The organism is Methanoculleus chikugoensis (genome assembly GCF_900095385.1).
Lineage (GTDB): Archaea > Halobacteriota > Methanomicrobia > Methanomicrobiales > Methanoculleaceae > Methanoculleus > Methanoculleus chikugoensis_A.
This window is the reverse complement of sequence record NZ_FMID01000045.1, coordinates 1-13,513: the sequence shown is the minus strand read 5'-3', so window position 1 is coordinate 13,513 and position 13,513 is coordinate 1. Positions and strand designations below refer to the sequence as shown.

Here is a 13,513-nt window from a genome sequence, read left to right as displayed (position 1 = left end):
TAAATTAATGCCAAATGTTAACTGAATTAACTTAATGTATCAGAGGTATATTTATAATCCAACTTTGTAACGTAATGCAATGGAGGTGAAATTGTGGCAATAACCGCGATAATGAACATAATCGGTGGATTGGTATTATGTGCAGGAATTATAGGGGCCCTGCCCGTGCTCGGGGGCTTCCTTGAGAAGGCAGGCAAGTTCCTGGGCGGTTTCCAGGTCATCATAGGGATCGTCATGATGATCCTCGGACTACTGGGGATCTTCTCACTGCAGGGTATAGTTGCCTTCCTGGTGGGGGCCATCCTCCTGACCGGTGCGTTCCACGTAGTCCCGGGTCTCGGTGTGTATCTCGAGAAGTTCGGTAAGTGGCTGGGCGGCTTCCAGACGATCATCGGTGTCATCGCGATCGTCATTGGTATCCTGGGGCTTCTCTGAGGATCCACCCCAGGGATGAAGGCGGCAGAGCGGGAATTCTCGCGGCTGAAAGCCCGGGATGAACGCAAGGCCGCCCTTCTTTTCTTCTTTCAAGATCTTAACGTTCTTTGCATCTTCACTATGAACCAGGAGGATTTCCCGGTTTCAACGAACCGGAGACGGTACGTTCTCGTGGGTACCCGTCTCCGTTCCTCTCTCACCGGGTGCGCCCGAAATCGACGAAACCTTTGTAAGGGTCCGTCGCGAGCAAGCGGACGCGCACCCGCTGGCCGACCCGGAGCCCCTGCTCGCCCAGCACGACCCTTCCTTCGGCCGGCGGATCGATCAGCCGGACGTAGGTTCCCTTCTCGGAGGCGCCGGTGACGAACGCTTCAAACGTCTCGCCGATCCGCTCCCGGAGGAGGACGGCGGCCGCGGCCTTCCGGACGTAGCGCTCAACCTTCTGCGACGCCTTCTCCCGGTCGGTGAGCCGTGCGGCAAGGTCGTCGAGCTCTTCGCAGGTATACGGGCATTCATCCCCGTCGATGACCGATTTAATCAGCCGCTGGATGACGATATCGACGTAGCGCCGGTTCGGGGCGGTGCCGTGGGTGTAGTCGGTGACCGCGAGGGCGAAGTGGCCGACCGGCTCGTCTCCCGGCCGGAACGCCACGTACTCCCCCGCGCCCATCAGTTTCACGATCGTGAGCGAGAGGTCGGGGAAGCGGTCGGGGTCGGCCGCCTTCTGCCGGATAAGGAACCGGGTGAGCGCTTCTGCGTCCGGCCGGTCGGGCAGGGTCTCACCGCGCTCTGCGGCCTCTCTCACGATCCCGTCCCAGTTCTTCGGGGTGCGAACGACCCGGTGGATCATGGGAAGATCGGCGGCGGCGAGAAACGCCGTTATGCTGCCGTTCGCCGCGACCATGAACTCCTCGATGAGGCACCGGGCGAAGTTCTGCTCCTGGACGACGAGCGCCATGACCCGGTTCTCCTCAACGAGCGGTTCGGCCTCGATCGTCTCGAGGGCGAGCGCTCCCTGTTCCGTCCGCCGCTTCTTCATGCGCATCGCGGCCTCGTGCTGGAGGAGGACCTGCTCTGCAAGCCCCGGCGTCTCCCTGACCGCCTCCGGGACGGGGCCACTCCCCTCCAGCCAGTCGCCGACCTCCTCGTAGACGAGTTTCGCGTGGTTCCTGACGGTCGCCCGGTAGATGTCGCCGGGTATCGTGCTCCCGTCCGGACGAACGGTGTACTCGATGACGATCGCCATCCGGTCCCGGCCGGGCAGGAGCGAGGTGATGCCCGCCGAGAGGCGGTCGGGGAGCATCGGGAAGGTCACAACACCGGTGTAGACCGATGTCCCGTTATGGGCGGCGTGCCGGTCGGTCTCCGATCCTTTCGGGACGCGGGAGTCGACGTCCGCAATCGCGACCCGGACCCGGATCTCACCGTCCGATCCCTTTTCGCAGACCTCGATCTGGTCGAGATCCTCTGAGTCGTGGTTGTCTATCGAGGACCAGAGGAGCGACCGGAGATCAAGGGGGTCGCCGGGGGTATCCGGGAAGGCGCCTTCGGCGAGAGCGTCGACCTCCCGGAGGACGGCCGGCCGGAAGGCCGGGATGAAGCCGTACTGCTGCATCGCCGTCCACGCGATGCCCTTCAGGTTCACGGGCTGCTCGTTCTGCATCTCTCTGAGAGATTCGTTTGCGGGTATAAAACCACTTGGGAATCTCCGGCGGTCACCGGTCGTTCACCCGCCCGTGCTGCATCTCTATCCTCGGGGGGTAAAGGGGACGTTGCCGTATCACCGGATCTCAATCCGGTCGCCCGTCACCATGTAGTGCACCTTCTCCGCGATCTTGCACGCGTGGTCCCCGCAACGTTCGAGGTACCGGGCAATCATGACGTAGTTCGTGCACCTCGTGATGTTCTTCGGGTCCTCCATCATGTAGGTGAGGCACTCGCGGAATATGGAGTACCTGAGGGCGTCGACGACCTCCTCCCGGCTCTGGATATCGGCTATCACACTGAGGTCTTCACGCTCGAACGCGACCATCACATCCGTTATCATCCCGTCGACGACCTCTCCCATGTGGGGGAGGCTGACGAGGTTTCCCACGTGCGGCGCCCCGGCGAGATCGGGTACAACGATGGTGATGTCTTTCCCGTAGCGGCCGATGCGGTAGAGGTTCGCGATCACCTTCATCGAGGCTGCGATCGTCCGGAGGTCTTTTGCCATCGGCTGGTTGAGGGCGATGAGTCGCAGGCATTTCTGCTCGATCTCATCATCGTAATCCGCGAGTTTCTGCTTCTCCTCGCCGATCGTCTCGGCGAGCGTCACGTCCTGCGCCTTTAACGCTACCATCGACTGCCGGAGCATACCCTGTGCGAGGCGGCCCATCGCGAGGACGTCCCCTTTCAGGGACGCAATTTCTGTATGAAATTTCGTTACCATTGGCTCTCCCTACCCGAACCGCCCGGTGATGTAGTTCTCCGTCAGTTCTTCACCGGGATCTTCGAAGATCTTCGTGGTTTTGTCGAACTCCACCAGTCTTCCCAGGTACATGAACCCGGTGTAGTCGCTGGCCCGCGCCGCCTGCTGCATGTTGTGCGTGACGATGACGACGGTGTAGTCCCGGGCAAGCCGGATGATGAGGTCCTCGATCTTCGCCGTGGCGATGGGGTCGAGGGCGGAGCAGGGCTCGTCCATCAGGATCACCTCCGGCCCGACCGCAAGGGATCGCGCGATGCAGAGTCTCTGCTGCTGCCCGCCCGAGAGGGAGTGCGCGGGTTCGTGGAGGCGGTCCTTCACTTCGTCCCAGAGCGCGGCCCCTTTCAGGCTCTCCTCGACGATGCGGTCGAGTTCCTTCTTATCGCCCACCCCATGAATGCGGGAGCCGTAAGCGACGTTCTCGTAGATGCTCTTCGGGAACGGGTTGGGCTTCTGGAAAACCATGCCGATCTTCTCGCGGATCGCATATACGTCCGCACGGGGGTCGTGGATATCGCTCCCGTTGAAGAGGATCTCTCCGGTGATCCTGGAGGAGTCGATGAGGTCGTTCATCCGGTTGAAGCACCGGAGCAGGGTCGATTTCCCGCATCCCGACGGCCCGATCAGCGCCGTGACCCTGTTCTTCGGGACATGGAGCGAGATATCGATGAGGGCCTGCTTCTGCCCGTACCAGAGGTTGAGGTTCGTTGTCTCGAGGATCGTGGATCCAGTCATTTACATCACCGTTTCCCGACGGTATCGCCGCCGAACGAGGATCGCGGCGAGATAGATCGTGAGGACCAGCAGCAGGAGCACGAACGCGGTCCCGTAACTCTGCGTGGCCGCCCCCGGAACGGTCGTGGTGAGGACGAAGAGGTGGTATGGAAGCGCCATCACCGGTTCTGTGAGCGACGACGGCAGGAATCTGCTGCTGAAGATCGCTGCCGTGAACATGATGGGTGCCGTCTCGCCTGCAGCGCGCCCGATGGAGAGGATCGCTCCGGTGAGGATCCCGGGGAGTGCCGGGGGCAGGACCACCCGCGAGATCGTCTGCCACTTCGTCGCTCCGAGAGCGTAACTTCCCTCCCGGAGGGAGCCGGGGATCGACCGGAGCGCCTCTTCGGTCGTCCGGATGATCGTGGGAAGAATCATCAGGCCGAGGGTGATCTGTCCGGCGATCAGCGAGACCCCGAAACCCATGAAGAGCACCAGGAACGCGAACCCGAAGAGCCCGAAGACGATGGACGGCGTTCCGTTCAGCAGGTCCACCGCGGCCCGGATGCTCCGCGTCAGCGGGGTCTCGGCCGTGTACTCGACGAGATAGACGGCCGTCGCGATCCCGAGCGGAAGGGCGACGGCGAGGGCTCCTCCCACGAGGTAGAACGTCCCGACGATCGCGGGGAATATCCCCCCCGCTCTCCCGAGATCTCTCGGCGACCCGGTCAGGAACTCCCAGGAGATCGCTCCGGCCCCGTTGACGACGATCTCGAAGAGGATCACCCCGAGAGCCGCGATCACGATCGCGACCGAGAGCGATATCAGGAGGAACGCGCATCGCTGCGAGGTCCTCGGGGGGAGAAGCCTTCCGAACGGCGCCGATGCGGCGTGGGTTATGCGTGAGGCCGCCGCGGTAAGCGCCCGATATGGCGTGGAGCGCCGGATCGCGGCCGTCACCCGCCCGGACGGGATGGGCCGTGCCGTACCCTGTGTTCCCTGTATCCGGGTGGTGATGACCCGTGCCGCGCTGTTGATCGCGAGCGTGATGAAGAGCAGGACCACCGCAACACCGAAGAGCGCATGGTAATGCGTGCTTCCGAACGCGACCTCGCCCATCTCGATGCCCAGCGTCCCGGTCAGCGTCCGCACGGGGGAGAAGACGTCGTAGATCGGGTCCGGGATGACGGCGGCGTTCCCCGTGACCATGAGCACCGCCATCGTCTCGCCGATGGCGCGCCCCATCCCGAGGATGATCGCTGCGCTGATACCGGAGAGCGCACCGGGCACGATCACCCTCCGGATCGTCTGCCAGTGTGTTGCCCCGAGAGCAAGGCTGCCCTCTTTGAACTCTCTCGGGACCGAACTGATGGCGTCCTCGGCGACGCTCGTGATCGTCGGTATGGCCATGATCGCGAGGAGGATCGAGCCCGCAAGCCAGCTCGACCCTGACGGCTGGTCGAATGCAACGCGTATCCAGTCGGTCAGAAGGATCAGGCCGAAGAACCCGTAGACGACGGAGGGAATGCCGGCCAGCAGCTCGATAGCGGGTTTTATGATCGATTTCATCCCCGGAGAGGCGATCTCTGCGATGAAGACGGCGCTCCCGATGCTGAGCGGGACGGCGATGACCATCGCGAGCGCCATCACCTGGAGCGTGCCGGTGATGAGCGGAAACACCCCGTAGGCCGGGTTCCGGCCGGTCGGGTTCCATTCCGCACCGGCGAGGAAGTCCCAGAGACCCGTCTCGAGAACGATCTGGTAGCCGTCGCGGAGCAAGAAGACGATGATGAAGAAGACTGCAACGATCGCGGCCAGCGCGGCACAAAAGAGCAGTTTTCCGACGGCCCTATCGACAAAACGCCTCTCCGCTCCAATGACCGGCCTGCCGATCTCGCTCGTTCCGCGATCTCGCGGCCACCCGAAGTTCCGGCACCGGGCCCGTATACTGAAACCTTTTGCCATCAGCACTCCGCCGTAGCACTCAAAAAAATGGGGACGCTGCCCCGTTCATCCCCGCACCGGGATGTAATCCTCGCTCGCTACGATCTCCTGCCCCTCGGCGCTCAGGATGAACTCGATGTACCGCTGCGCAAGCCCCTCGGGCTCTCCGTTCGTCAGCATGTAGAGCGGCCGGCTGATGGGATACGTCCCGTCCTTGATGTTCTGGAGCGTGGGGCGAACGCTGGTCCCGCCGACATCCAGCGCGAGCGGCTTCACGCCTTCGGTGTAGCCGAGGCCGACGTAGCCGAACGCGCCCGGAGTCTGGGAGACTTTCTGCTGGATCCCGCCGTTCGAGTTGAACTCCTCCTGGGTCCTGGTGAAGTCCTCCGCATCCATGACGAACTCGGAGAAGAACTCCCGTGTCCCCGATGCACTGTCTCTTCCCACAACGACGATCTGCGCCTCAGATCCGCCGACCTGGTTCCAGTTCGTGTAGGTGCCGTTGTAGATGCCCCGCACCTCATCAAGCGTGAGGCTCTCGACACTGTTTTCCGGGTTGACGATGAGGAGGATCGCGTCATCGGCAATGTGGTGCTTGACGAGGTCCGGGTAACCTGCGGTCTCTTCGGGTTTGAGGTCCCGTGAGGACATGCCGATATCTGCAGTGCCCTCGCCGGCGGCCTTGACCCCGACGCTCGAGCCTCCTCCGCTCACCATGATCTCCGCGGAGGCTTCTTTTGCCTCGAACGCTTCTCTCGCCTGTTCGGCGATGGGCAGGACGGTGGTCGACCCCGTTACCGTGATCCGCTCCGGTGCGGCCGTTTGATCGTTGCCGAGACACCCTGCCATCATTAGAAGAACCACGAGGATGCCGGCGACGGCAACCGTGGTCGTACCAGACAGACTCTTTCCTGTCATGGTATGAACGAGATTACCATGGGGTATATTGGTTCTCGACGTCAGGTACAGGGAACTCCATAATCACAATAGGGGTATTGTTTTTCTTGAGAGGCGCCTGCCGTGCGGCTGCGGTGGAGGGGTTGTACCCCTAACCGTCCGTCTTCTCCCACCAGACCGCTGCGGTCGGCCGCACCGTCGTCTCGACGTACTTCCCGGACCCGGTCGCGCGGAGCACCCGGGCGAAGTAGTCCCTGACCGGTGAGAGATCCTCCATCCCGGGGTTGTGCATCGCCGCCCAGGCCCGGGCGGCCTCTTCGACGGAGTCGTAGACCGCGTCCCAGGCGGCGTGATAGATCCGGACGTTCGGGTAGATCCCGGCGTCGTGGAGGATGTTGACGGGGTAGATGTAGTCCGGGTAGCCCTTCCGCATGGTCGCTTCTTCCCCGAATACCGCCCGGTAGAGCGCCATCTCGTCGGGATCCCGCCACTCGCCCACGTGCCAGAAGAGGTAGACCGCCCGGCGGGCCGCGGCGTCGAGTTTTTCGAGGGCGGCGGCGAGGTCGTAGAACCCGAGCGAGAACGCCGCGACGACGACGTCATGGGGTTCAACATCTCTGCCGATCACCGTGTCTTCCCAGCGCATCGTAACCGTGGAGTAGTTCGTGCGCCCCGTGGCGGCCATCTGCTCCCGGAGGACGGCGAGCATGCCCTCCGAGGGGTCGAGGGCGGTGACGTGGGCGGCGGTCCGGGCAATCGGCACGGCCAGCCTCCCCGTTCCGGCACCTACATCGAGCACGGTCTCGCCCGGCCGCACATCCAGGATCGCGAGTTCCTGCTCGGTCGCCCGTTTCTCGTCACGGGTGGCCCGGCGGTAGGCGGCGGCGCGTTTGTTCCAGTGAGCGGCTGGATCGTGGCCTTTCTCGACGCGTTCGGGAGAACTTGCGTATATCGCCTTCCAGAGCTCGTTCCAGTCGATGATCCGATGCATAACTGTTCCTCTCGCCCGGAATATTATAAGCGCTCGCTCGCGGCAGCGGGGATGCGGTTACGGTGGCGGGTCTTCTCCGGCATCCCAGAGATCCCGTCCGCGATCGGTGGCGTCTCCCGGCAGATCCACGAGTTCGACGGGGTACGGGGCGAAGAACGACTGGTCCATCAGGTACGGCTCCCGGAACCGGATCGCCCACGACCGGAGCAGGCCGCGGGGTTCGGCCAGCGTGGCGCGGCCGTGCCTGTAGCGCTCGATCAGTCCGATGCCGTATGCCTTCTCCTCGTCTGAGATGCGGTCGCTGAAGTATCCCAGGGCGTGCTGGAGGACGTTGACGTTGCCGGTATACCGGGGAGCCCGTGCGAGCGCGATAGAGAGCATCCGGCGGTATTGTTCATACAGCGCTCCCGGCTCAACCGCTGCCCGGTTTGCGACAAGACGGCCCATCTCCTGCAACACTTTCTGGCTGCAGGCGAGCAGAAGGAGTTTGTTCTCCGCGTGGAACTGCACGAGGGCATGGGGGTTCCGGGTCTCCTCGACGCCCCGGAACGCCGCCAGGGTAAAGACCGCGGAGAGGAAGTGGTCGCGGATCCGTTGATTGTTCAGGCGCAGTTCGTCTTCCACGGGGAGTTCCGGGTACCGCTTCAGCACCTCGCGGGCGAAGAAGCCCGCGGTCTTTGCTATCGCCGCGGACTTCTCCGTCGACGGGTACACCCGCACGTTCCGGGTTCCGGAGGTGGGCGAGCCTCCTTTGAGGATAAACCCGTCGACAGCGGGGAGTGCGTCGAGGAACGCGGCTGCGAAGGCAGACATCTCCTCTGTAACATCCCGCGCGGTGGCCGGCTGCACGAGGCGATCCGAGCCGCCTGTCCGGACGATCCTGACGGTTGAGCGGGGGATCCCGAGCCCGATCTCGACTTCCGGGCAGACCGGGATGCAGTCGGCATACTCCCGCAGGCGTGCCACCGTGGGGGAGGGTATCTTCGAGCCGTCGTAGCGGCACGGGTCGAACTCGATGCAGCGGCTGACGACGAGGCGGGGGCGCGGGTAATCCCGGGTCATGGCGCCCATGATACGGCGGGATGCATATGAATCCTTCTGGTGGTGGGAGCGGGTATACCTGCTGAACCGTATCCGGAACCCTTATTCACCCGCCCAAAAGAGATACGATCATGAAGGTGCTCGGGATCAGCGGGAGTCCGAGGGCGCGGGGGAACACCGCCCGGCTCCTCGCGGAGGTTCTCCGCGGAGTCTCCGATGCGGGCGGCGAGGCGAGCGCGGTCAGTCTCTCCGAGTATGTTATTGCAGGCTGCGTCGGCTGCGAGCGGTGCAGGCGCGACCAGACCTGCACCCGGTTCAACGACGGCATGACACTGCTTTATCCCCGGATCGTGGACGCGGATGCACTCGTTCTCGGCTCGCCCGTCTACCACTACAACGTCACCAGCCAGATGAAGGCCTTCATCGACCGGCTCTACGCCTTCTACGACTTCACCGACGAGCGTCCCCGGGGCTACTCCAGTCGCCTTGCGGATCGGGAGCGCAAGGCCGTGGTCTTTGCGGTGGGCGAGCAGGCGGACCCCGCCGACCTCGGCGTCGCGCTGGAGGCGCTCTCCCTGCCTCTCCGGCCGCTCGGCTATGAGGTGGTTGCCCGGCTCCCGGTCCTCAACTGTCTCGAGCCGGGGATCGTCGGGAAGAAGAGGGAGGTGCTCGAGCAGGCGTACCGGTGCGACCGGGACCTTGCGGCGGCGCTCTCCGGGACCTGAGGGGAACCCCAGACCGCCGGGATCAAAAAAAAGACGAACTCCCCGCCGGCTCAGTTCTTGAAACTGTGGATCGGTGCGGGGATCCGGCCGCCGCGGTTGATGAAGTCGGCGCAGCCGAACCGGTTTATGCTCTGAACCGGTGCGTGGCCCAGGAGGCCGCCGAACTCGACGGTCTCGCCGACATCCTTTCCTATCACCGGGATCAGCCGAACGGCGGTCGTTTTGTGGTTGATCATCCCGATCGCGGCCTCGTCCGCGATGATACCCGATATCGTCGACGCGGGGGTGTCGCCCGGGATCGCGATCATATCGAGCCCGACCGAGCATACGCAGGTCATCGCCTCGAGTTTCTCGATGGTAAGGGCGCCGCGGTTCACCGCATCGATCATCCCCTGGTCCTCGCTGACGGGGATGAATGCGCCCGAGAGCCCGCCGACAAACGAACTCGCCATGATCCCGCCTTTCTTCACCTGGTCGTTTAGGAGGGCGAGTGCGGCCGTCGTCCCCGGCGCACCGACCGACTCGAGCCCCATCTCCTCCAGGATCCCGGCGACGCTGTCCCCGACGGAGGGCGTGGGCGCGAGAGAGAGGTCGACGATCCCGAACGGGATTCCGAGTCTCTCCGAGGCCTCCTGGGCGACAAGCTGCCCTGCACGGGTGACCTTGAAGGCCGTCCGCTTGACCGTCTCGCAGAGGACCTCGAAGTTTGCTCCCCGGACTCCCTCGAGCGCGTGCTTGATGACCCCCGGGCCGCTCACGCCCACGTTGATGACCGCGTCCGCCTCGGAGACGCCGTGGAACGCCCCGGCCATGAACGGGTTGTCGTCGGGGGCGTTGCAGAGGACGACGAGTTTCGTACAGCCGATGGAGTTTTTCTCCTTCGTCGCCTCGGCCGTCTCTCGCACGATCTCACCCATCAGTTTGACGGCATCCATGTTGATCCCGGTCTTCGTCGAGCCGACGTTCACCGAGCTGCAGACCCTCTCGGTCGCGGCGAGAGCCGCCGGGATCGAGCGGATGAGGGCTTCTTCGTTCGGGGTCATCCCCTTTGAGACGATGGCTGAATATCCCCCGATGAAGTTGACCCCCGTATCCCGTGCGGCCCGGTCAAGCGTCTTTGCAACCTCTACAAAATCCTCCAGGGATCTGCAGGCCCGCCCGGCAACCAGCGCGATGGGGGTCACGGCAATTCGCTTGTTCACGATCGGGATCCCGTACTCGAGCTCGATCTCCCTCCCGGTCGAGACGAGGTCTTTTGCGAGCCCCGTGATCTTTTCGTAGATGTTCCGGTTCAGGGTGTCGAGATCGGCGTCGCAGCAGTCGAGAAGGCTGATGCCGAGCGTGATGGTCCGCACGTCGAGCTTCTCCTGCTCGATCATCTTGTTGGTCTCGTTCACCTCGAGAATATTGATCATGGAATCCCTCAGATACGGTGCATCTTCGTGAAGATGTCCTCTCGCTGGCACCGGATCCGGACACCGATCTCCTCGCCGAGTTCATCGAGTTCGGTCACCATCTCGGCATACGGTTTTGTCGATCCGCCGGTATCGACGATCATCATCATATTGAAGTAGCCCTGGACGATCGTCTGCGAGATATCCTCGACGTTGACCTGGTTCTCGGCAAGATACGTGCAGACCTTCGCAATAATGCCGACGGTATCCTTCCCGACGACGGTAATGATAGTCTTGCTCATGCTCTCCTGTCCCTGTATGGTGTTGGCTCTCCCCAGGCATTAATCCGATGAGGACAGCACCGGAAGCAGTTTAATCCTCCGGGGTGGGGAGGAGAGGGAAGGCCCCGCCCGGGAGCGCGGGGTGGTTCACGGCGGTGCATGCCGTCGATCGTTTGTGTCAGGGTTTTTGCCGGTATGGTGGAGATGCCGGATCCGGGGTTCGCTCTAAGTCAACAAAAGTTGACTTAGAAGGAGGGCACCGCCGCCATGTCAACACAGGTTGACTTACGCTCCCGTGTGATCGGTAAGTTCCGCCCGGTTGACTTAGAGACGGCAACCTCGTGTAAGTCAACATAAGTTGACTTACAGGGCAACTCATATTGTCGTAAATCGAATTATGCTGTATGGAGCGGTATCCCGATAATAGGGCAGGGGTTTTCATGCGTCAGGAAGGCGGATACGATGCGTTCATTCCGCATCCCTTACCCCCGGAAGATCTCTTCCTCGATGAGGGGCTCCTGTATCTGTTATCGAAAGCCAACAGCGCCCTGGCTCGCCTTGACGGGGTTACTCAGGTGCTTCCAAATCCGGATCTCTTCGTAGCGATGTATATCAGGAAAGAGGCCCTGCTGAGTTCTCAGATCGAGGGCACGCAGGCCTCTCTCCAGGGTATTCTTGAGTTCGAGGCGCACATCCGGCCCAGAGACGACATCAACGAGATACAGGAAGTGCTGAATTACATAAAGGCACTCCACCACGGCATAGAGAAACTGGATTTTTCACCACTTTCTCTCGATCTGATGAACGAGATTCACCGTTTTCTGATCCAGGGGATACGAGGCTCGCATACACTTCCGGGCCGGTTGCGGCACGTTCAGAACTGGATCGGTCTGCCGGGAGGGACAATTCAGGACGCGGTGTTTGTCCCGCCGCCGCCGGAGCAGGTTCCGGGGCTCATGCAGGATCTGGAACGGTTTATCCAGAGCAGCGATAAGACGCCGACACTGATAAAGGCCGCTCTCATCCACGCTCAACTGGAGACGATCCATCCGTATCTGGACGGCAACGGAAGAATGGGCAGGTTGATGATCACGTTTTATCTCTGTTCCAGGGGTGTTCTGGCGAGGCCGCTGCTCTATCTCAGTTATTACCTGAAGAAGAATCGCGAGGAGTATTATATACTCCTCAACGGTATCCGATACGAGGGGAACTGGGAGGCGTGGTTTGAGTTCTTCCTCCGGGGTGTCATATCTGTCTCCAACAACTCCATCGAGACGGCGAAGAGAATTATCCAGCTCAAGGAGACACTGATCGAGAAGTTACTGGAGAACAATATCGGCGGCGTTTATGCGGTAAAACTGATCGATACGCTCTTTGATCGCCCCATCATCACGATAGGGCAGGCGATGGAGGAGTTACGAATCAGCCGCCAGGCCGCAACCAAACTCGTAGGGCGATTCGAGAGTATCGGTATCCTCGAAGAGATCACCGGAAAAGAGCGATATAAACAGTATATGTTTGTGGACTACGTCAGGATTATCGAGGAAGGCACGCGGATATAGTGCAGCCTCTCCCCGGGAGAGAGGCCTTCTCTGGTTGATGTACCATGAAAAAATACAGCAGACATGACCAGATAATAATGGCCACCTGGGCCGCGGACTGCGCCGAGCGGGTCCTCCCGCTCTTTGAGGAGGCCCGCCCGGAGGACGACCGGCCGCGCAGAGCCATCGAGGTATGTCGCACCTGGGTCCGGACGGGCGTATTCCGGATGGCCGAGATCCGGGGGGCCTCTCTCGGTGCTCATGCCGCCGCCCGCGATGCAGATGGGGGGAGCGCGGCCCAGTTTGCCGCCCGGGCCGCGGGCCAGGCGGTGGCGACCGCTCACGTCCCCCAGCACGCCTACGGGGCGGCGTACTATGCCCTTAAAGCCGTCGCGGCGGCGGACCCGGCGAACGCCGTGGCTGGTGTTGCTGCGGAGCGGGAGTGGCAGGCGGCAAGGCTCCCGGGGGGGCTGCGGGAGGAGATCATGGAGAGGATTGTCGTTTTAGAGCGCGGGGGCGGGGTTCTGGTTAAACTGAGGAAGGGAGAGGGGTTTTGATAGTTTAAGTTTTGTTTAGGTCTAGGCACAACTTTGTCCGTTGCACGGCGTTCCCCTTCTTATGGTCAGGTTTATGGCGTCGGGCATTACGTCGGGGTAGGGGAATGTCGTTGTCGTGCTGGCGGGAGTTGGTCTCTCCTTTTTGGGGTGTCTTGCAGGTGTTAGTCACGTGAGGCCGCCCTAACAAAGGTTTATATCTTCCCAGCATGGACATCCACCCAAGCAAATGTCTCTCTTTGAACAACTATTACATTTAATGTTCCATTCTCTATTTCGGATCTTTCTAAATTCTGGACCATTTTTCCAAGCATCTAACACCGTGCCAGTTTTCAAGTCATATCCCTGATGGGTTTGAATCATAAATGAACAGGGGTATGCCTGTAAATCCTCAGAGATGAACATTGAGAATCGCCCGGCGTCGCACCCTTCAAAAAATAGTGGAGGTATTTCTGTATAATTCGCTAAACCTGAAACACAGCAACTATCAAAACCGATTTTATACACGTGAGTCTTTTGAACCTCATTA

At 61.6% G+C, this 13,513-nt stretch carries 14 protein-coding genes; 4 read left to right on the top strand and 10 right to left on the bottom strand.

Annotation, left to right across the window (positions count from 1 at the left end; genetic code table 11):
* Positions 1 to 93 precede the first annotated feature (93 nt).
* Positions 94 to 435 (top strand): hypothetical protein, encoded by a 342-nt coding sequence (locus L21_RS09305; RefSeq protein WP_256712903.1) that lies wholly within the window; start codon positions 94 to 96, stop codon positions 433 to 435.
* Positions 436 to 631: 196 nt separating this feature from the next.
* Here L21_RS09305 and L21_RS09300 read toward each other — a convergent pair whose 3' ends face one another.
* From L21_RS09300 to L21_RS09270, 7 genes are all read right to left on the bottom strand, one after another.
* Entirely contained in the window at positions 632 to 2,098 is a 1,467-nt protein-coding gene (locus L21_RS09300; RefSeq protein WP_074370205.1) for an RNB domain-containing ribonuclease, read from the bottom strand.
* A 117-nt stretch (positions 2,099 to 2,215) separates the two neighbouring features.
* A complete protein-coding gene (phoU, locus tag L21_RS09295; protein ID WP_074370204.1) occupies positions 2,216 to 2,866 on the bottom strand; it encodes a phosphate signaling complex protein PhoU in 651 nt (216 codons plus the stop codon).
* Positions 2,867 to 2,875: 9 nt separating this feature from the next.
* Positions 2,876 to 3,637 (bottom strand): phosphate ABC transporter ATP-binding protein PstB, encoded by a 762-nt coding sequence (pstB, locus tag L21_RS09290; protein ID WP_074370203.1) that lies wholly within the window; start codon positions 3,635 to 3,637, stop codon positions 2,876 to 2,878.
* The gene (gene pstA, locus L21_RS09285; protein ID WP_074370202.1) at positions 3,638 to 5,581 is read right to left on the bottom strand and encodes a phosphate ABC transporter permease PstA; all 1,944 of its coding nucleotides are present in this window, start codon (positions 5,579 to 5,581) and stop codon (positions 3,638 to 3,640) included.
* 45 nt (positions 5,582 to 5,626) lie between these two features.
* A complete protein-coding gene (locus L21_RS09280) occupies positions 5,627 to 6,478 on the bottom strand; it encodes a phosphate ABC transporter substrate-binding protein (RefSeq protein WP_074370201.1) in 852 nt (283 codons plus the stop codon).
* A 130-nt stretch (positions 6,479 to 6,608) separates the two neighbouring features.
* Positions 6,609 to 7,448 (bottom strand): class I SAM-dependent methyltransferase, encoded by an 840-nt coding sequence (locus L21_RS09275; protein WP_074370200.1) that lies wholly within the window; start codon positions 7,446 to 7,448, stop codon positions 6,609 to 6,611.
* Between the two features lie 57 nt (positions 7,449 to 7,505).
* On the bottom strand, positions 7,506 to 8,510 hold the full coding sequence (locus L21_RS09270; RefSeq protein WP_074370199.1) for a YbgA family protein: 1,005 nt from the start codon (positions 8,508 to 8,510) through the stop codon (positions 7,506 to 7,508).
* A 110-nt stretch (positions 8,511 to 8,620) separates the two neighbouring features.
* On the opposite strand from L21_RS09270, the gene L21_RS09265 reads away from it, so the two are divergent.
* Positions 8,621 to 9,214 carry a flavodoxin family protein gene (locus L21_RS09265; RefSeq protein ID WP_074370198.1) on the top strand — a complete coding sequence of 198 codons (594 nt, stop codon included), beginning with the start codon at positions 8,621 to 8,623 and terminating at the stop codon, positions 9,212 to 9,214.
* A 50-nt stretch (positions 9,215 to 9,264) separates the two neighbouring features.
* On the opposite strand, the gene L21_RS09260 is transcribed toward L21_RS09265, so the two are convergent.
* Together L21_RS09260 and L21_RS09255 are read right to left on the bottom strand one after the other, a co-directional pair.
* A complete protein-coding gene (locus L21_RS09260) occupies positions 9,265 to 10,629 on the bottom strand; it encodes a PFL family protein (protein WP_074370197.1) in 1,365 nt (454 codons plus the stop codon).
* 8 nt (positions 10,630 to 10,637) lie between these two features.
* The gene (locus tag L21_RS09255) at positions 10,638 to 10,910 is read right to left on the bottom strand and encodes an ACT domain-containing protein (RefSeq protein ID WP_074370196.1); all 273 of its coding nucleotides are present in this window, start codon (positions 10,908 to 10,910) and stop codon (positions 10,638 to 10,640) included.
* Between the two features lie 383 nt (positions 10,911 to 11,293).
* Here L21_RS09255 and L21_RS09250 point away from each other — a divergent pair, with 383 nt between their 5' ends.
* On the top strand, positions 11,294 to 12,451 hold the full coding sequence (locus L21_RS09250; protein WP_074370195.1) for a Fic family protein: 1,158 nt from the start codon (positions 11,294 to 11,296) through the stop codon (positions 12,449 to 12,451).
* A 44-nt stretch (positions 12,452 to 12,495) separates the two neighbouring features.
* The gene (locus L21_RS09245) at positions 12,496 to 12,987 is read left to right on the top strand and encodes a putative immunity protein (RefSeq protein ID WP_074370194.1); all 492 of its coding nucleotides are present in this window, start codon (positions 12,496 to 12,498) and stop codon (positions 12,985 to 12,987) included.
* Positions 12,988 to 13,167: 180 nt separating this feature from the next.
* On the opposite strand, the gene L21_RS14305 is transcribed toward L21_RS09245, so the two are convergent.
* A partial coding sequence (locus L21_RS14305; protein ID WP_218600639.1) for an SPASM domain-containing protein occupies positions 13,168 to 13,513 on the bottom strand: 346 nt, incomplete at its 5' end.

What these genes read in the sequence shown, in the direction of transcription:
- L21_RS09250 (WP_074370195.1), top strand. Translation starts at nt 11,294, where the DNA reads ATGGAGCGGTATCCCGATAATAGGGCAGGGGTTTTCATGCGTCAGGAA.
- L21_RS09245 (WP_074370194.1), top strand. Translation starts at nt 12,496, where the DNA reads ATGAAAAAATACAGCAGACATGACCAGATAATAATGGCCACCTGGGCC.
- pstA (WP_074370202.1), bottom strand. Translation starts at nt 5,581, where the DNA reads ATGGCAAAAGGTTTCAGTATACGGGCCCGGTGCCGGAACTTCGGGTGG.
- L21_RS09300 (WP_074370205.1), bottom strand. Translation starts at nt 2,098, where the DNA reads ATGCAGAACGAGCAGCCCGTGAACCTGAAGGGCATCGCGTGGACGGCG.
- phoU (WP_074370204.1), bottom strand. Translation starts at nt 2,866, where the DNA reads ATGGTAACGAAATTTCATACAGAAATTGCGTCCCTGAAAGGGGACGTC.
- L21_RS09260 (WP_074370197.1), bottom strand. Translation starts at nt 10,629, where the DNA reads ATGATCAATATTCTCGAGGTGAACGAGACCAACAAGATGATCGAGCAG.
- L21_RS09280 (WP_074370201.1), bottom strand. Translation starts at nt 6,478, where the DNA reads ATGACAGGAAAGAGTCTGTCTGGTACGACCACGGTTGCCGTCGCCGGC.
- L21_RS09265 (WP_074370198.1), top strand. Translation starts at nt 8,621, where the DNA reads ATGAAGGTGCTCGGGATCAGCGGGAGTCCGAGGGCGCGGGGGAACACC.
- pstB (WP_074370203.1), bottom strand. Translation starts at nt 3,637, where the DNA reads ATGACTGGATCCACGATCCTCGAGACAACGAACCTCAACCTCTGGTAC.
- L21_RS09275 (WP_074370200.1), bottom strand. Translation starts at nt 7,448, where the DNA reads ATGCATCGGATCATCGACTGGAACGAGCTCTGGAAGGCGATATACGCA.
- L21_RS09270 (WP_074370199.1), bottom strand. Translation starts at nt 8,510, where the DNA reads ATGACCCGGGATTACCCGCGCCCCCGCCTCGTCGTCAGCCGCTGCATC.
- L21_RS09255 (WP_074370196.1), bottom strand. Translation starts at nt 10,910, where the DNA reads ATGAGCAAGACTATCATTACCGTCGTCGGGAAGGATACCGTCGGCATT.